16 protein-coding genes and 1 tRNA gene are annotated in these 17,977 nt (G+C 39.0%); 9 read left to right on the forward strand and 8 right to left on the reverse strand.

Annotated elements, in window-relative coordinates; translation table 11 throughout:
* The first annotated feature begins 252 nt into the window (after nt 1-252).
* From B2O97_RS21450 to B2O97_RS21465, 4 genes are all read left to right on the forward strand, one after another.
* Entirely contained in the window at nt 253-2,400 is a 2,148-nt protein-coding gene (locus B2O97_RS21450) for a TonB-dependent receptor (protein ID WP_112375138.1), read from the forward strand.
* Between the two features lie 152 nt (nt 2,401-2,552).
* Entirely contained in the window at nt 2,553-3,167 is a 615-nt protein-coding gene (locus B2O97_RS21455) for a tetratricopeptide repeat protein (RefSeq protein WP_286754245.1), read from the forward strand.
* Nucleotides 3,168-3,173: 6 nt separating this feature from the next.
* The gene (locus tag B2O97_RS21460) at nt 3,174-4,241 is read left to right on the forward strand and encodes a sensor histidine kinase (RefSeq protein ID WP_070562780.1); all 1,068 of its coding nucleotides are present in this window, start codon (nt 3,174-3,176) and stop codon (nt 4,239-4,241) included.
* Between the two features lie 122 nt (nt 4,242-4,363).
* Entirely contained in the window at nt 4,364-5,113 is a 750-nt protein-coding gene (locus B2O97_RS21465; protein ID WP_286768102.1) for a LytR/AlgR family response regulator transcription factor, read from the forward strand.
* A 129-nt stretch (nt 5,114-5,242) separates the two neighbouring features.
* Here B2O97_RS21465 and B2O97_RS21470 read toward each other — a convergent pair whose 3' ends face one another.
* From B2O97_RS21470 to B2O97_RS21490, 5 genes are all read right to left on the reverse strand, one after another.
* The gene (locus B2O97_RS21470; RefSeq protein ID WP_112375142.1) at nt 5,243-5,710 is read right to left on the reverse strand and encodes a hypothetical protein; all 468 of its coding nucleotides are present in this window, start codon (nt 5,708-5,710) and stop codon (nt 5,243-5,245) included.
* Between the two features lie 7 nt (nt 5,711-5,717).
* Nucleotides 5,718-6,194, reverse strand: a complete 477-nt coding sequence (locus B2O97_RS21475) for a hypothetical protein (RefSeq protein WP_112375143.1) — start codon at nt 6,192-6,194, stop codon at nt 5,718-5,720.
* Nucleotides 6,195-6,344: 150 nt separating this feature from the next.
* Nucleotides 6,345-7,475 carry an SH3 domain-containing protein gene (locus B2O97_RS21480; protein ID WP_159333481.1) on the reverse strand — a complete coding sequence of 377 codons (1,131 nt, stop codon included), beginning with the start codon at nt 7,473-7,475 and terminating at the stop codon, nt 6,345-6,347.
* A 190-nt stretch (nt 7,476-7,665) separates the two neighbouring features.
* Nucleotides 7,666-8,448: a CPBP family intramembrane glutamic endopeptidase gene (locus B2O97_RS21485; RefSeq protein WP_286754242.1), complete on the reverse strand. Its 783-nt coding sequence runs from the start codon at nt 8,446-8,448 to the stop codon at nt 7,666-7,668.
* 103 nt (nt 8,449-8,551) lie between these two features.
* Nucleotides 8,552-9,409, reverse strand: a complete 858-nt coding sequence (locus B2O97_RS21490) for a LytTR family DNA-binding domain-containing protein (RefSeq protein WP_286768103.1) — start codon at nt 9,407-9,409, stop codon at nt 8,552-8,554.
* A 168-nt stretch (nt 9,410-9,577) separates the two neighbouring features.
* Between B2O97_RS21490 and B2O97_RS21495 the strand changes: the two genes are divergently transcribed.
* The 5 genes from B2O97_RS21495 (at nt 9,578) to B2O97_RS21515 (ending at nt 16,050) form a co-directional block, all read left to right on the forward strand.
* Nucleotides 9,578-10,912, forward strand: a complete 1,335-nt coding sequence (locus tag B2O97_RS21495; RefSeq protein WP_286754240.1) for a metal-dependent hydrolase family protein — start codon at nt 9,578-9,580, stop codon at nt 10,910-10,912.
* A 237-nt stretch (nt 10,913-11,149) separates the two neighbouring features.
* Nucleotides 11,150-11,959, forward strand: coding sequence for a hypothetical protein (locus B2O97_RS21500; protein ID WP_070562848.1), 810 nt, complete (start codon nt 11,150-11,152; stop codon nt 11,957-11,959).
* Nucleotides 11,959-12,723, forward strand: a complete 765-nt coding sequence (locus tag B2O97_RS21505) for a methyltransferase domain-containing protein (RefSeq protein WP_070562758.1) — start codon at nt 11,959-11,961, stop codon at nt 12,721-12,723. Before B2O97_RS21500 ends, B2O97_RS21505 begins: the two co-directional genes overlap by 1 nt.
* 9 nt (nt 12,724-12,732) lie before the next feature.
* Nucleotides 12,733-14,883: a sensor histidine kinase gene (locus B2O97_RS21510; RefSeq protein ID WP_070562755.1), complete on the forward strand. Its 2,151-nt coding sequence runs from the start codon at nt 12,733-12,735 to the stop codon at nt 14,881-14,883.
* Nucleotides 14,884-14,964: 81 nt separating this feature from the next.
* The gene (locus B2O97_RS21515; protein ID WP_286768104.1) at nt 14,965-16,050 is read left to right on the forward strand and encodes a hybrid sensor histidine kinase/response regulator; all 1,086 of its coding nucleotides are present in this window, start codon (nt 14,965-14,967) and stop codon (nt 16,048-16,050) included.
* A gap of 99 nt (nt 16,051-16,149) precedes the next feature.
* On the opposite strand, the gene B2O97_RS21520 is transcribed toward B2O97_RS21515, so the two are convergent.
* The 3 genes from B2O97_RS21520 to B2O97_RS21530 form a co-directional block, all read right to left on the reverse strand.
* Nucleotides 16,150-16,614: a response regulator gene (locus tag B2O97_RS21520; protein ID WP_046673283.1), complete on the reverse strand. Its 465-nt coding sequence runs from the start codon at nt 16,612-16,614 to the stop codon at nt 16,150-16,152.
* A gap of 244 nt (nt 16,615-16,858) precedes the next feature.
* Nucleotides 16,859-16,931: transfer RNA gene (locus B2O97_RS21525), tRNA-Lys, on the reverse strand.
* Nucleotides 16,932-17,094: 163 nt separating this feature from the next.
* On the reverse strand, nt 17,095-17,829 hold the full coding sequence (locus B2O97_RS21530) for a carboxypeptidase-like regulatory domain-containing protein (RefSeq protein ID WP_139144916.1): 735 nt from the start codon (nt 17,827-17,829) through the stop codon (nt 17,095-17,097).
* Nucleotides 17,830-17,977 lie beyond the last annotated feature (148 nt).

The raw sequence follows: 17,977 nt of genomic DNA on the forward strand, positions 1-17,977 counted from the left end.
AACTCTCATTTTCAATATCCAACGAAAGTAAAAGGCTTTTATATCCCTATAACTTCATCGCATATAAAAGCAATATAGTACGTTCCCATCTTTCCATTGCGGAACTTATTTAGGAAGGAAATTTTGCTTTTCGATATCAATTTACAGCATAAAGTTGGAATCCTGCAATTCGTCATGATATTTTGACATTCCATCCACTCTTTTTCGCAGAAGCACTTACAGCCGCTGATATTTGAATAAAAATAAAGAAAAATGAAGCTGTTATTAACCTTACTATTTTTAAGTATTACCATCGTATCGGCACAGTCTATCTTAAAAGGGAAAGTACTGGGCAAAAACGGCAAACCGATATATTTAGCCAATGTTTTTATTGAAGGCACCTATGATGGCGGCACGACTGATTCGCTTGGAAACTTTATGTTTGAAACTAGTGAACAAGGTACTAAAATGCTGAAAGCGTCTGTTGTGGGCCTCCCAACATATAGTAAGTCTATCCAGCTTCCTCAGAAAGAATTGCTTATTATTCAAATGCAAGAAAGTGAGAATCGCCTACAGGAAGTCACGATTCAGGCAGGGGTGCTACAAGCCAATAGCTCCGGAAAAAACACGGTAATGAGTCCATTGGATATTGTCACTACGGCAGGCAGCATGGGAAACATCATCAGCGCATTAGCAACATTGCCCGGTGCACAGGTTGGGGGAGAAAATGGACGTCTTATGGTTCACGGTGGAGATGCCTCCGAAACACAGACCTACATCAATGGAATCAGAGTAGCCCAACCTTACACCGCAACACCAAATGAAGTTCCTGTAAGGGGTCGATTTTCACCCATGCTCTTTAAAGGCGTAAATTTCTCTACAGGTGGTTATTCGGCAGAATTTGGTAATGCGCTATCCAGCATTCTAGCCCTAAACACCGAAAATACCATAGAACAACGCAAAACAGAGTTTTCACTATCTTCCGTTGGACTAGGTTTGGGACATACCTTACAATGGGGCAAAAACTCCCTCACCTTCAACAGCAGTTATACCAACTTAAAACCTTATTCCAAAATTATTACGCCAGATATCAAATGGACAAAACCCTATGAAAACGCCTCCGGAGAAATGATCTATCGCCATCAGTTTAAAGAAGGCTTTCTAAATATCTATGGGGCATACAATTTCGAAAATATGGGACTTTACCAAGCAGACATCAATTATGAGCAACCTGTCCCATTGAAAAAGAAATCCAACAATGCCTACGCCAACATTAGTTACAGTCAGAATCTGGGAAACCGATGGACTTTCCAGTCCGGCATTGGCCTAGGCTACCTGACCGATAAGCTGCACTACGATGACGTTTACCTACCTAATGAAGAAAAAAGTCTTCACTTAAAAGGAATGCTAAGTAAGGTCTGGAACAATAAGATTAAAAGTATTGGCGGAATAGAATATTTCGACACCAATTATCAAGAAGAATATCACCGACAAACCATTGGTTATCACTACGGGTATCATAGCAAGATGACTGCCGTATTTACGGAAACGACCTTCGGCATCCTCCCGAACTTAATCGGGAAAATCGGCTTACGAGAAACCTCCTCCAATTTGCAGTCGAAGAACACTTTAGAACCAAGAGCTTCGCTGGGCTACGCATTAAATAAATATACGCAGCTCTCACTTGCCTATGGGAACTTCCATCAGCAGGCACCAACACCTCTATTAAAATATGCCCCTCAGCTTGGCTGGATGGAAGCCAATCACTATATCGCAAATTATTTCTATGCCCGTGGAGGGCACTTACTTCGCTTAGAAGCTTATCATAAAGAATACAACAATTTGGTAAAATACAACAGTGCGACGCCAAATTACGACACCCAATATGACAATAACGGAAGCGGTAAGGTCAAAGGCTTTGACCTATTTTACAAAAACAACAGCAGCATCAAAAACCTCCAATACTGGATTTCATATTCTTATACGGACAGTAAGCGAAATGACGCGAATTATCCGACAACAGTTACTCCCCCTTATGTCTACAAACACAGTTTCTATATCGTTGGAAAATACTGGCTACCCAGTCTACGTTCACAGCTCAGTGTGACAAATTCGTTTGTATCCGGCAGAAATTACAATGATCCCAATCAAACAGTATTTATGAATAGCCATACAAAAGGTTACAACAATCTTTCTATGAGTTGGTCGTTCCTTTATAGCCAGCAAAAAATTATCCATTTCTCCGTCAGTAATGTTCTTGGCGCTAGCCCAATCTATGGCTATCAATATGCAGACCGACCAAATTCACAAGGAATCTATGACCGTAGACCGATTGTCCCTACCGCCAAGCGCTTTGTGTTTCTAGGCTATTTCTGGACAATCAGTAAAAATGAAAAAGACAATCAATTGGACAATCTATAATAAGCATCAACTCATCATCGAAATACGTCGGTCCATCCAAAATTATTTCTGTTTGCAGCGAAGGATTGCCAACTTCAATAACAATCAATAACATATACATCAAACACAACAGCAATAACTTAGAAAAATATTTAAACTAAAAACGAAAGATCATGAAATCATTTATTATCGTCCTCATCTGCCTTATAAGCGGCAGCGCGTTTGCACAAGGCAATTTTGAAAAAAGTATGGGACAAGCCATGAGTCTATGGCAATCGGGAGAGACACAAAAAGCGGCCGCTCTTTTAGAACGTATTGCACAGGCAGAAAAGGACAATTGGATTCCTGCCTATTATCAGGCCATGGTACTGACAACAGCATCCTTTAGGGAGAAAAATAAAGAGACACAGGCAAAATATATACAGTCTGCAGAAGAAATACTAAACAATAGCGCCCAGGACAACAATTCAGAATGGCTTGTACTGAAAGCGATGAACCAAACAGCATTGATGATCACAGATCCCATGACAAAAGCCAAAGAGCTTTCGCCTAAGATTATAGCTCTATATAAAAAAGCCATCTCCCTTGCGCCAAACAACCCCCGGGCTGTATTGGGACTAGCGGAATTCCAAATAAACGCAAAAAAATATTTTAACCAGGATACCAACAAAGAATGTGAGGATGTAAAGAAAGCACTATCTTTATTCGGTGAAGAGAAGATTACTACGCCATTTGCACCTTCATGGGGCAAAGATCGGGCAGAACAACTCGTAAAGGAATGCAAATAACACGTTGTGAAAAAAGCACCATTTAAAGCGATTATACAAGCACTACTCGCAAGCCTGGTCGTGACCATCTATTTTGTGGTTGTGGCCAAGCTTGACCATAATGATGTCCCTTGGGTATCCATCATCTTTCACCCTAATATGGTCCGAGGTTTACTATATGGATTTTTTCTCTTTCTGGGTCACAGCTATCTATCGAAATGGGTCGGAAAAAAGTACCCGAACAGTAAAGATTTTGGGAAGAAGATGATTGTTTTTTACAGTATCAGTTTTTTCTTGACCGTACTGGTCGTTTTTATTGTCAATGCTTTTTTCTCCGGACTTTTTAACCCGGGTGTTCCCAAAAATTTCGCTCAGCGTTTCCACCAATTTATTCATCAACAACGTGTTGCATATTATTTTCAAACCGCGATGATATCTTGGTGCATTTCAATGATTTTTTTTGGTTTCTATTTCTATAAAAGATTCAAAGATTACCAAATCAAAGAATCTCATCAGGAAAAACAACAAATAGCAGCACAATTTGAGTCGCTCAAGAATCAACTCGACCCACATTTTTTGTTCAACAGCCTGAATGTATTGAATGGATTAATTGAGGAAAGCCCTAAAAAAGCCAGCATGTTTACGACAGACCTTTCTAAGATATATCGCTATGTATTGGAACAAAGGGACAAAAGCCTCGTTTCTTTACAGGAAGAGCTTACTTTTTCAAAGGCTTATTTAAACCTCTTGAGTCTGCGCTTCGAAACCGGTATACAGATCGATCTACAGATCAATGCGGAACAGCATACTGGTTTTATATTACCGCTTTCCCTTCAATTACTGATCGAAAATGCAATCAAACACAATATTATTTCGATCAGGAAGCCGCTTTTATTGAAGATTTATAGAAAAAATAATTACCTCTATGTTGAAAACAATCTTCAAAAAAAGAAAGTGCTCCATGATCATTCGGGAATCGGTTTGAAAAATATTCAGGAACGTTATGCTATACTGTCCAATCTACCTGTGTATATTCAAGAAAGTGATCTATTATTTTCTGTCGGACTGCCTATTATCCATGAAATAGTCTTTTAAAAGTAACCTGCTCTTAATAAACATGCGGGAGCTAAGCACAGCAAAAACAATAGCATGGGCACAACGATTCAACAAATTAAGCAATACAACGGTCTGATGATCGATAACCACGTAAAAAAGTAATGAAAATAGTAATTATAGAAGACGAACTTCCATCGGCGAGATTACTTCGAAGAAAACTTGAGGAACTCGGTTACACCGTATCTGCTGTACTGCAAACTGTGGAAGAATCCATTGAGTGGTTTATGTCAAACAGTGACCCAGACCTCCTTTTTTTGGATATTCAGCTCGCGGATGGGATTTCATTTGACATCCTGGAGCAGGTGAAACCCAGTTCGGCCATTATTTTTACCACCGCATACGATGAATATATGTTGCGTGCTTTTAAACAAAATAGCATCGATTACCTGCTGAAGCCAATTGAAGATGAAGAATTGGAAAATGCAATTGAAAAATTCCGCCAATTTAGACGCCCCAATCCCCAGTTTGATCTGGCATCGCTTCAAGCGTTGTTTAGAAACCCTGCCCCAACATTTAAGGAACGCTTTACAATCAAAATCGGCCAAAGTCTAAAAGTTGTGACAAGCCAGCAAATTGAATGCATTTACAGCGAAAACAAAGGCACTTACCTTTATACCAACGAAAATGGAAACTATCTTTTGGATCAGACATTGGACGCACTAACACCGCAACTGTCACCCAAAGCATTTTTTAGGATCAATCGAAGCACGATTATTCAATTTGATGCCATCAAAAATATTGCTGTACATTCCAATGCCCGGCTAAAAATATACCTCAAGCATTATGAATCCGAAGAGCTCATTGTCTCCCGGGAGAAAGTCTCAGCCTTCAAAGACTGGCTGGACAACTAATTCAGGAAAAACCAAAAGACTTCTTCCGAGCAGGAGTTAACGCGGGCATACTGATACCGTAGCGACGACATAATCATGCGGTAAGCAAATATCCCAGAGAAAATATACAAGCTGATTGAAGAATCTGAGCTACATATTGATCCGATAATTTAGCGGAATACTAAATCGAAGAGACACCGCAAAACCCTTTATCGGATTATAATCTTTTTTTTCATTGATGGATAATCCATAACCAAAATCAAGATCCACCAATGTAGCCAAGCTCAATCCAACTTTGGGGGTAATGGTATATGGAGTAAGTTCTGTACGAACAAAAGGAGTCAAGACATATGTTTGGGGATAATACGTTATTCCGGCCTCAGGGATTACGGCAAACTTTTTTTGTGTCCATGTAAAGTTAGCTGTAGCATCTGCTCGCAGTATATGATCTCCACTAAAAGGAAATGCGAAATAAGCGCCGGTTTTTAATATACTGCCTTTTTGGAACTGATAACTCAGTGAAGGACCGATTAAATAATCTTGCGCTTTTAGGTTGCTAACCAGCGCTAACAACACAACAAGTGACCCCAGGAGTTTATAAATCGTCTTACTGCGCATTTTTCAATTAATAAATATGAAAATTGAGCGGAATATTTACCCCTACTGAAACGGTAATTCCGTCAATCGGCTTAAAATTTTTCTTCGTATTGTAATCAAATCCATAACCTATTCCCAGATCCACAATGGAGAATAGACTGGCCCCCACTTTTGGCGTTATAGTGTAAGGTGTTAACTCTGCTTTCACAAAAGGGAAAAGAACAAAATCATTTAGATAGTAAGTAAATCCCAGCTCTGGAATAACCGTCGTTTTACCTTCCATCCAGCTGAAATTAGCTCCGGCATCAATTTTCATATATTGAAAATCATTCGGGGCAAATAATCCCCAGCCCGAAACTTTCAGAAAATTACCACTTTGATACTGATACCCTACTGAAGGACCCCAGATCCATTTATTATGTTGTTTCCAGGGCTTATCTTGTGCTTTAGACAACGTAGTAAAGAGAAAAAGGATAGTAAATAACGATAATATTCTTAGTTTCATCCAGCTAAATTACAAACTATAATCTATTTTATGGAATACAACAGGTGCATGCCAGAATAGTTTTACTTAAAACAGAAAAATAGTAAATATATACGCCTACAGCAAATGAATAAAAGTACAGTTTATGCCGGTCTTTAATTATATAGATCTTTAATAAGGTAATATCCTTATTCGGATAAACTGTGATCGTTCGTTCAACGATCCTTCATCGCCCCAATAGCCATCAATATGGTTGGCAGCAGTATATATGCATCCATCTTTGCCCCAAAACATCAATTCCTCTTTCCAAGTTGGCATCCACTCTTTAAAACTAACAAAAAGCATCGGCGTCACCTTTCCTTGTTTCACGTGGAAGAGCTGCAAGTCACCCGTCGATTCATAGGGATCAGCGTGTAAAGTCATCAGATAATTTTTATCGGCAGAAAAGAAGGGATAATCTCCACATTCCACAATAAGATGACCGTCTTGTTTATCAAAAAGCCGCACATCAGCACTTTCCCAGTAATTCCCATCAACAGCAAAAGCATTTAGAAAATCATAATGTCCTTTATACGAATAACTGGCTTCCAATTCATTATCGATATCCTTATCTGTAAAAATTAACTTTTTTCCATTGGTCAAAGGCAATTCTAGGGTTTTTCCGTTTTTAGGATAAGACAGGGTATCCTTGATCAAGTAATTTTTAGCCGTATTCTGAGCGGCTAGGAACGTTTGCTTATCAATCAACTCTAACTGGAGATACTTATCTAAAGAATGCCCCTTTTCATAATACGTTTCTTTACCATTTATCGTAAGTGAAACGATTGAATTTAAATCCCTGGGGGAAATTGTAATCTGATCCTGTTTCCCCAGCTTGGACTTCGCTACATACACCTTTTCCCATCGTGTAATATCACCTGTTTCGCCATTTCTCCCTTTGTAATCGCGCTGTATACGGTCCATGACAGCAACCCATTCTCCTTCTTCACCGATCACATCGAGCTTGGTGCCATAGGGATATTTTCCTAATAGCGGAGCCGCTCCATCTGCACCTTGTCTAAGTTCGACTCCAGCACGATCAACAACATAGGTGTTTTTTAAAACCTTTGTCCTGTCATAGTCAATCGGCAAAGGAGGAAATTTAGCAGCATCCATCGTATCCTTCACGGCAATGGTTTTAAGTTCAGAAGAATCCTTTAAATCTGTATTATTAACCCTCGTATTGTGACCACAGCTCAAGATTCCCATGAATAATGTCGCTCCAAGGAATAAAGATAGGGGTGAAAATAGTTGTCTATTCATAAAGGTCAAGGTAGCGATTCCCATGCCAAAAAAAAATACTGGTTTTCAGGGGTTCTCCGAGAGCAAATACGATTATCCAAAGGTTCACAGTTTTAGCGAAGTAAAATCTAAAGCTCATTCCAAATTTGGACTAGATCCTTTGAATAGGATATCTATAGCCACAAAGGCTCGTTAAAACCCCGCGGAATTTTTAATCTTTTAGCCATAAATTTTTCCCTTTAATTTGTAAACCGGCCTCTGACTTCCGTACATGAACAATTGTACTAATGATAGCGATAAAGATGGTCAAGAAGCGGAAAAAATTGCTCCATCCATTTCCTGCAGCATTGTCTGCAACATCAAAGATCATCCATGCCAAATTCATCAAAACATGAAGTGCTATCGGTATCCAAAGATTAAAACTCCATTCGGCATACAACCACGAAAATAGGATAGAGCCGAAGAAAGTCGTACAAAAAATCAGGGCCAATTCTCCCAAATCCTGACTCTGATAAAGATGCAGTATAGCAAAAAGGAATGAGGTGGCTAAAATGGATGGAATAAAACCTAGTCGGGTATAGCGATAAACTAAACCAAAAAAATAGGCCCGAAAAATCACTTCTTCAAAAAAACCCGATGACACACTATTTATTAATAGCGTGTTCGGATCTATTTTGCGGTTGAAGGTAAAAACAAGGGCATAGCCCAAGAACATGGGTAAGGTGGCTATAATTCCAAAAGATAGCCCCTGTAAAAAAGAGCCCTTTAAACCAAATTTTTCCAAGAACTCATTCGGCACTTTAGGTTTAAGCAGCGTTGCCCCCAAAAGCAGTGGTCCAAGGCTAATTGAATACGTCAGCACATGCCCCAAAAATCTACTGTGGACATAGTTGCTCATCGTGGGTTGAAGCCTAGCAAAAAACAAATTATCAAGGATAAAGTATATTCCGAAGAACAGGAATAATACCAGCAGGTTTAAACTTTTTGTGTTCATCTTTTTTTTGAGCAAAATTATGCCCCTCATGATGAGTAAACAAAGTTATGTGGCGTATGGCAAGACTTAGGGCTGACTGACAACAGCGAGGCGATCTTCTGCCCTATAAATACGGTCTAACTGATTCCATAGCAGACCTTGAAATAACAGCACAATCTTCAGTATCTGCAAAACGTAACAAGAAACCTTGGGCATTCCCTTCCTTTGCAATTACTTTTTCAAAGTTAACAAGAAACGACCGATGACATCGGTGAATAGACATTGTATTCAAGAGTTCAGACAATCGGCTCAACGTAATTCGTACCATCTGCTTCTTTACCGTACCATCCTTCCTAAAATAGATCATGCAATAATTATCCATTGATTTTGCAAAAATAAAATCGCTCGGCAGTAACTTTAACGATTGATTACCATTGGGGATATCGACCAGCCCCAAATGACAGTCATTCATTTGGCTCAATATGATCGCTGGCTTTATCGATAAACGTTCAATCGACGAATTATTCTTTTCATAATACGAATGACGCTTATCAACTCGAAGCAAAAAATAAATCGTAGCAATTGGGCTGTAAAGTGAAAGTGTGTAAAATCCAATATAGGGGAGGTTATTCCACTGTAATGGGGCCTGATTGATGAACCAGCCATGATAGACGAAATTTAAAAAAACTGATAATAGGAGCACAAGAAAAATACGAAATAGTTCTATCGCAATTGTTCCTCTTTTTTTACGTAAGAGGACAGAAATTAAGGCATATGCAACGGATAATATAACCCCATATCCGGATAACAAGCTAAATTTATAGGCATGCTCAAAATTATACGTTCCAAATGGCTGAAAAACCAGTAGGAATACATAAGCGGATAAGCCTAGTAAAGAGGCATAGGAGAGCAGCTCTCTTATGGATACAATTTTGGGAATTACGCTATTTAAATAATTTAGAACAGGCTTTTTATATATCATGATTGGATAAATTTAGCGTTTTTGGCCGGCAGAGTGAAAATTTATAGCGAAAAAATTGAAATATATTGAATTTATGATTTAACTTAGAAGATATTTTTTCAAGCCAACATTAGTCGCTCGAATTAAAATTGATTTGTCATATTATATATTAACGTAATTCTCCAAATTATGCGTTTAGGTCAACTACTTACTTTATTTCTTTGCTCGGCTTTTATCCATGTCATCCAAGCACAGGAAAAGCAAGTTTTAATAGAAAATGTTAAACTGCTCGATTATAAAACTCAAATGTTAACTCCGCCAAAACATGTTTTAATAAACGGTAACACGATTCAAACCATTAGTACATCTCCTATTGACGTGCAAGGTAAGAATATCGTTAAAATAAACGCTAAAGGCAAAACCCTAATGCCTGGATTGATTGATGTACATGTCCATTTGGTATTTGGAGCTTTGACAATGCCTCAAATGATGACAAATGACCTTTCCGAGGAATTCTTGATCAACACGGTGGGGCTCTCGGCGCAACAGATGTTAATGCGGGGTTTTACAAGTGTACGAGATGTCGGTGGCCCTATATTTCCATTAAAGGCGGCGATCGACAAGGGTAAGCTTCTAGGCCCTAGAATATGGCCTTCTGGTGCTGTTGTTAGTCAAACAGCGGGGCATGGAGATTTTCGGACACCGGAGGAAAAATCGCGTCGTTTTTTTGGTATTGTCTCTCGTGCGGAGCGATATGGAGCAACATTCATCGCCGATGGTCGTGATGAGGTTCTGACTGCAGTACGAGAGAATCTGAGATTCGGAGCAAGTCAGATTAAACTCATGGCGGGTGGGGGAACTTCTTCAGCATACGATCCTGTGGATGTTACCCAATATACGCTAGACGAAATGAAAGCAGCAGTAGAAGCAGCCGAAGACTGGGGAACCTATGTCACCGTACATGCGTATACGCCAAGAGCAATTCGAAGAGCGATCGAAGCTGGTGTAAAATGTATTGAACATGGACAATTGCTCGACGAAGAAACTTTACAGCTGATCGCAAAAAAAAATATCTGGCTTAGTTTACAAAACCTGGTGGAAGATACGCCCGATATGGATCCACAACGAAGAATCAAGCGTAAACCCGTCATTGAAGGTCAGGAAAAAGTATGGCCAATGGCTAAAAAATATGGAGTAAAGCTAGCTTGGGGTACAGATTTCCTTTTTGAGCCGGAACTGAATAAAATGCAGAATGCTTTTATTTTGCGACTTCAAAAGTGGTTTACAAATGCCGAGATCATTAAAATGATTACTCAAGACAACGGTGAGCTTCTGCAGCTTTCGGGATTAAGAAGTCCTTATCCTGGCAAGTTGGGAATAGTAGAAGAAGGAGCTTTGGCAGATCTGATCCTTGTAGACGGAGATCCGCTTAAGAATTTAAAACTATTGGCAGATCCAGAAAAAAACTTTTTGTTGATCATAAAAGACGGTCAGATTCATAAAAATAGCCTCCAGAGGCATTAATATTTACAAGGTCAAATTTATTGTATCTCGAAAATCCACATCTTAAGATGATAAAATGTATTTTCGATGACATCAGTTAAAACGGGCTATTTTGGCTCGTCAAGGTGAAAAAGGAATCAAACAATTTTACCATCACATGGTGCAGGCGGTTGCATTACGGTATAATTTATTTGAAGAGTAAACACCTTTGCATTTAATTGATTAGTTTTGCGTTTAAACGATAAATCAAAGCATTCGGTGGCATTATTATTCAACGACGGGCGTCCAGTAGTAAGACTAAGAGCATTTCGGGCTATCGACGATCCCCAAACCTGTGAACGTTTCATAGAAGGACACGCGCATGTGTTAACTGCTATAGGCGTAAAGAAAGTAACTTCTTCCAAAAATGACTGGATGTACAATCCCGCATCATTCGTACTGATCGTAGAATCCCTTGATGGTGATAAAGTCTATGGTGGAGTACGTATACACGTATCTGGAGGGAGTGAACCACTTCCGATTGAACAGGCCACGGGAGCGATGGATGCCAAAATCTTAGACCTTGTTTATGATTATGCGCAACAGGGAACCGGTGAAGGTTGTGGGCTTTGGAATTCCCGGGAGATCGCTGGATATGGTATTGGCAGCATATTTTTGACGAGGGCTGGTGCCGCTATCAGCACACAGGTTGGCATTAAATCGCTCTTTGCTTTATGTGCTCCTTACACGGTGAAATTAGCAGAAAGTGTTGGCTACCGCATTGATACAAGTGTTGGAAATAATGGCACGTTCTATTATCCTAAGCTGGATCTGCTGGCTACGGTAATGATTATGCGTAATCTTGACACCTTGACCGAAGCCGATCAAGAAAACAAAGATGCAATTTTATCACTTCGGAATAATTCCAATATTGTCCGCATAGAAACTTTGCGGAATAAGGAAATTGAAATTCATTATCAAATCGATATTCCGAATCTCAATCAATGGGATTTAAATGAAATTATTAAAAACCTGAAACATACATCATTAGATCACAAACCAGATGATCGTAATTTAAATATCTTATAATGGACACTAAACATTATGGTGCCGGCTATTTAATGGATACCGGTGATTTTCTTAAACAATTAAAAATACATTCATATACTCCTTTTAATACGATTAAAGAGGGCGTTGTCGTCGATCTAGGTTGTGGCACTGGAATGGATGCCATCAATTTAGCTAATATGCTAGGCCATAACGTTCTTGTCGTTGGATTGGATCATGATAAGGCTTTAATCGAACATGCCAAAACAAGCAGTGTGGAGGTAAAGAACGTCGACTTTGTTCAGGGTGAAGTTAATCAACTTAGCTTTACAGATAATTCCATTGCTGGCATCAGAATGGAACGTGTTGTACAACATCTTCCGGAAGCACCGAAAATGTTTGCTGAGGTTCACCGTGTTTTGCGTGAAGGTCAACCCCTAGTCATCGTCGAGACGATCTGGAATAGCCTGACATTTTACAGCAAGCATGTGGGTATTGAGGCTAAGATATGCCATTATTTGACCGAAGAAAAAGTCAACAATGGCTGGGCTGGGAATAAATTAACTTCAGACCTATTGACTCAAGGCTTTAAACAAGTTCAATTGCAAACATTCTGTATGGTAGCCCGCTCGAAAGAAGAAGCCAACCGCTATCTTTTCTTAGATAAAATTCTTTTGGAGATGGTCGAAAAAGGGAAGTTGAGCACAGCTGAAATGGAGGAATTTCAAAACACATTGGACCAAGCTGATGAAGCGGGTTGTTTCCTTGTTTCTATGAATTTAGTTATTGCCGAAGCAAAAAAATAGCATATAGTGATGAAATGCTGGCTTAACTTGATCTTCTTATTTATTTTTACGTGCAGTTCAACTTGTTTTGGAGAGGTTATTATCGATCAACCGACGCAGCGTGTATTGATCGGATATGGTCTCGAGCGTTATATGGGGAAAGGAGAGCCTAACTTTGCGGATACTTCAGCTTCCTCCTTCCAGTCGTTAGAAAGCAAGGTACCCAATTTGGGCATATCACCCACTGACATCTGGTTCCGATTGCCTGTGACAAATAAGGGAAAAGAGAAACTTGAACTCTTGCTCGAAATTGCCTACCCTCTCTTGGATGAGGTCGAACTTTTTGTACCATCATCAAATGGGCATTATAAGTCGATCAAACTGGGCGAGCATCAATCTTTTTCGGCTAGAAAATATAAGGTTCCTAATTACGCATTCGACATCCAATTACCCGGATATGAGAAAACGATCTTTTTTCTTCGTGTAAAAAGTACGGAACAGATTATTCTCCCGATCTATTTAAGTAATGAGCGCAGTTTCTTAAAAGAGATGAATGACGACAGTTTGATAAGCGGGATCTATATTGGTATTGTCGGGATTATGGCGATATACAATTTATTCCTGTTTTTTTCAGTTCGTGAAAGGGGCTATCTGTATTATGTCCTTTATGTTCTTTGTGCAGGAATAACACAAATGGGCATTAAAGGTTATAGTTTTCAGTATCTGTGGCCAAATTGGACATATTTTGCAACAAAAGGTCCTATTATCTTCGGATGTTTATCAGGCTTATGCGCCCTGCTTTTTGCAGATTCATTTCTTCAATTACCGAAAAATGCTCCTCGGTCAAGACGTGTGATTACTGCTTTTATCATCCTTTTTGTCGTTGGTAGCCTTCTTACACTGCTCAACCTTACACAACCAGCGTTCATGGTTATGCAGCTAACAACAGGAGCAGGCTCTTTATTTGTCCTTTACTTATCCTATCGGGTAATGATAAATGGCTATAAACCAGCTAAATATTTTGTTTACGGTTGGACAATTTTACTATTAGGTTCTGTCGTCTTTTTATTGAAAGATTATGGCATTTTAAAATATAACGATTTTACGAGTAACGCCGTACAAATTGCATCTGTTGTGGAGATGGCCTTATTGTCCTTCGGTCTAGCTTATAGTATCAATATCTTAAAAGAAGAAAAAGAAGCATCACAAGTCAGGGAATTAGCGATCTCATTAGAAAACGAAAAGTTGATACGCGAGCAAAATATCGTATTGGAACAAAAAGTAGATGAGCGGACACGTGAATTAACAGAATCTAATGAGTCTCTACAAACCACTCTTACCCACTTGAAGGAAACACAATCTCAACTTGTCGAAGCCGAAAAGATGGCCTCTCTTGGTCAACTGACTGCGGGGGTTGCGCACGAGATCAACAATCCAATCAACTTTGTTACATCCAATGTCGCTCCATTAAAGCGTGATATCAAGATGATCTGGGAAACGCTGGAGGAGGTAGAACGTATAGCTTTTAAAGAGGGGATATCCGAAACGGAAAAGCAATTGCAGATCAAAAAATTCAAGGAGGACCTGGATATTGATTATCTGAAAACAGAGGTAGATTTTCTATTAAAAGGGATGCATGATGGGGCCCATAGGACCGCCGAAATAGTAAAGAGTTTGCGGATCTTCTCGCGCGTAGACGAGGATACATTAAAATTTGCAGATCTAAACGAGGGGTTGGAGTCAACAATGGTTATCCTCAATAGTTTATTAAATAACACGATTGAAGTTGATAAGATCTATGGTGATATGCCAAAGGTCGAATGTCATGCCGGCAAACTCAATCAGGTCTTTTTGAATATTGTGACAAATGCTATTTACGCCGTGAATAAGAAGTTTAATCACGATGTTGGTGGTAAAATATGGATTGAGACCGGAGTTCACGCGGATAATACCTCCGTCTTTATCAAAATCGCAGACAATGGTATAGGTATTCCAAAAGAAATTCATGAACGGATATTCGAACCATTTTTTACAACAAAAGACGTTGGCGAAGGTACTGGTTTGGGAATGTCCATAGCCTATAATACCATTGCGAAACATCATGGTAAAATTATCGTAGATTCAGAAGTGGGACAGGGCACAAGCTTTACACTCCTCATTCCAATTCAACAAAACAATTAATACCACTATAAACTTAAAATAGTTCAATTAACTATTATTTTTTCATATCTTTTGTAAGGGATAAAACCATATAATAAAATTATGCAGAGGGAGCTTGAAATATTATATATCGATGACGAAGTAAACAATTTGGTTAGCTTTAAAGCGAACTTTAGATACGATTACGCTATCCATACAGCATCCAATACGAGTGAGGCCGAAACGATCCTTCATGCTCATCCTGATATCCGTATTATCTTCTGTGACCAACGTATGCCGGATGAGATGGGCATCGATTTTTTGCACCGCATTAAAAAAGATTTTCCAAAACCAATCCGTATTCTTTTAACGGCTTATGCCAATATGGAAACTGTAATTGATGCAGTTAATAAGGGCCATATTTTTAGGTTTGTCCGAAAACCCTGGATGAATGAAGAAATCGTTTCCGCAATAGAAGAAGCTAATAAGTTTTATGTTGCAAACTCCATGCTAGAGGTTAAGAATCAAGAGCTACAAAAAGCTTATGATGAATTAGATAAGTTCGCTTATAGCGTTAGCCATGATCTTCGTGATCCATTGACCGGGGTTCTTTCTGCGGTGAAACTTGGATTAGAGTTTGACAGCATAGATCGTATCCATGAGTTGTTATCATTGATGGATAGTTCCTTGGTCAGCTTAGATGCTTATATTGACAGTCTGCGCGACTATTATCTTTTACGAAGAGGAGAACTCATGTTGTCAGCGATAAATTTCGAAGAGCTCTTTGGCAACATACGCCAGTTTTACAGCATGTATACGCAAAATAAGGATGTGGCTTTTGAAATTTCAGTGGATCAAAAAGAAACCTTTAGCGGAGACAAAGCACTTTTAGAACTGATTTTGCATAATCTTCTTTCTAATGCTTTTAAATATCAACGTAAAGGGCAGGAAAACCAGTACGTCAAACTCTCTGTATCCGTATCAGAACGTAAAGCTAAAATTATGGTGAGTGACAACGGAATAGGCATATCTCCAGAGTATGTTGAGGATATCTTTAAATTATTCTTTAGAGCCAGTGATCAAGCGAAAGGCATGGGATTTGGGCTCTATAATGTTCAGAATGCACTCTTAAAACTACAAGGGAAAATCGAAGTACAATCACAACCCAATCAGGGTACAACCTTTACCGTCGTCATACCGAGCAAATAATCCTTTCACTTTCGGCAATCCGATGCGATGGCAGCGAAGAGCATCACAAAGCAAACAGACATTTTAAATAAAAGTTGACTTTCCTAAAATTATAATCCTTTAGGAAAGTAGCTTTTGCCGAAGCAAAAACTCCAACTGATCATTTGAAGTCTCAAGTTGAGAATTAGTCTCCACAATTTTTTGGCGCTCAGCATAGACATCATAAGCGCGTTGAATCGTTTGATCGAGCTCCTCTTCACTCCAAGGCTTATTGAGGTAATGAAAGATTTTTCCTTTATTGACCGCATCAACGACAGCTGCCATGTCCGTATATCCTGTCAAAAGGATACGCATTGGGGCCGCATTGATCTTAATAATCTCTTCCAAAAACTCTACACCGGTCATTTCCGGCATACGTTGATCAGTAATGATAATATGTATCTGGTTGTTTTTGACAATATCGATTGCATCGGCACCACTAATTGCCGTAAACACTTTATACTTTAGTCGAAATGTCGCTTTAAAAGAAAACAGATTGTTTTCTTCGTCGTCAACGTACAATATCGAAATCTTCTTGTCTTCCATAAGCTTATCGTCTGAAATACAAATTTACGTAATAAATTCGCTGAATTAATAACAGATTAAAGAGTTTTATGTTTTCCTAGCAGAAATAATACGGGATAGCTGATAAAAATAATGGATTCGTTATCCGATGATTATAACATTCAACATTAGAAAAACGATTTAAAGTTAATAGCTGCACAGGGAAAATAATCCAACTTGTATTGAAAAAAGCCATCCTACATTTGTAAAACGGCTTTTTTGAAAGTGACCCCGCTGAGGCTCGAACTCAGGACCCACAGATTAAGAGTCTGTTGCTCTACCAACTGAGCTACGAAGTCATTCGATAATCCAAATGTAAGGTTCACCGCAGAAAAAGTCAAGTGGAAAAGAATATTTTTTTGACTTTTATGACATTCAAGCGAGATTTTTGGCAGCTGTCCCATAAGAAAAACAGACTCAAATATGTCATTTAAACAAATTATTCTTTCGCTCCATAATGTCTTATTTCCTTGCCACAGCAATCTTTCCCATAATCATTGGCTTAACTTCCATTTTTATTGGTTTATCCAGTTGTATTTTACTCCCCTTTTTGATTGAAATCACAACCGTTTTATAGCCTAACATCTGTGCACGGAGCTCCTGATCTACCCGAAACAGAGATTGCGGTACCCAAAGTTGAAAATCTCCATTTTCATCCACTTGCGTACGGTAATTTCCCAAGGACACCTCTGTTCCCATCATACTTACATCGCTTCCAGCACAAACTACTTTACCTTTTATGCTTACTTTTGTGCTATCGGGGCTTCCTTTTAATGTTGAATTATCATTTGTTGATGAGCTAACCTGCCCCTGCTGCTTTATCTGATCATTTTCTGTTTTTGTTTGGACAACGACAACTTCTCCAGTCAATTTGTTTTGTGCTTGAGCAGCATGAAAGCTCAAGGATCCAACCAACAAGAGGCCCGCAGCGATCCCCGGCCATCTTCCTTGCCAAATAGGGTTTTTAGAAAAAGAAAAAGGGACATCCAATTCACGCATCAACTGATCTTCATAAAATCGACCACATAGCCCTTTACCGGCTTTTTTTATTTGATCTACAATTTCCTGATCATCCATCTGTGAAAAATCTACAACCATCTTCTCACATTGACCACAAAAACGCCCTTGTTCTTGTGGCGTCATCTTATCCCACTCTGCAGAGCAAGAGTCCTTCACTTGTAATATAATCTTTTCCATGTTGTCTCCTTTTTTTATATTTTGAGAAGGGATGCAGGAAAATCGACTATTGCATAATGAAACAGCAAAAAATCACTAAACACTGATAAACAGGTAATTAATAACACACCTTAAAATTATATGTTGACTTTTTAGGGAAAGGGTGGCC

The organism is Sphingobacterium sp. UBA865 (assembly GCF_002295765.1).
Taxonomy (GTDB): Bacteria; Bacteroidota; Bacteroidia; order Sphingobacteriales; family Sphingobacteriaceae; genus Sphingobacterium; species Sphingobacterium multivorum.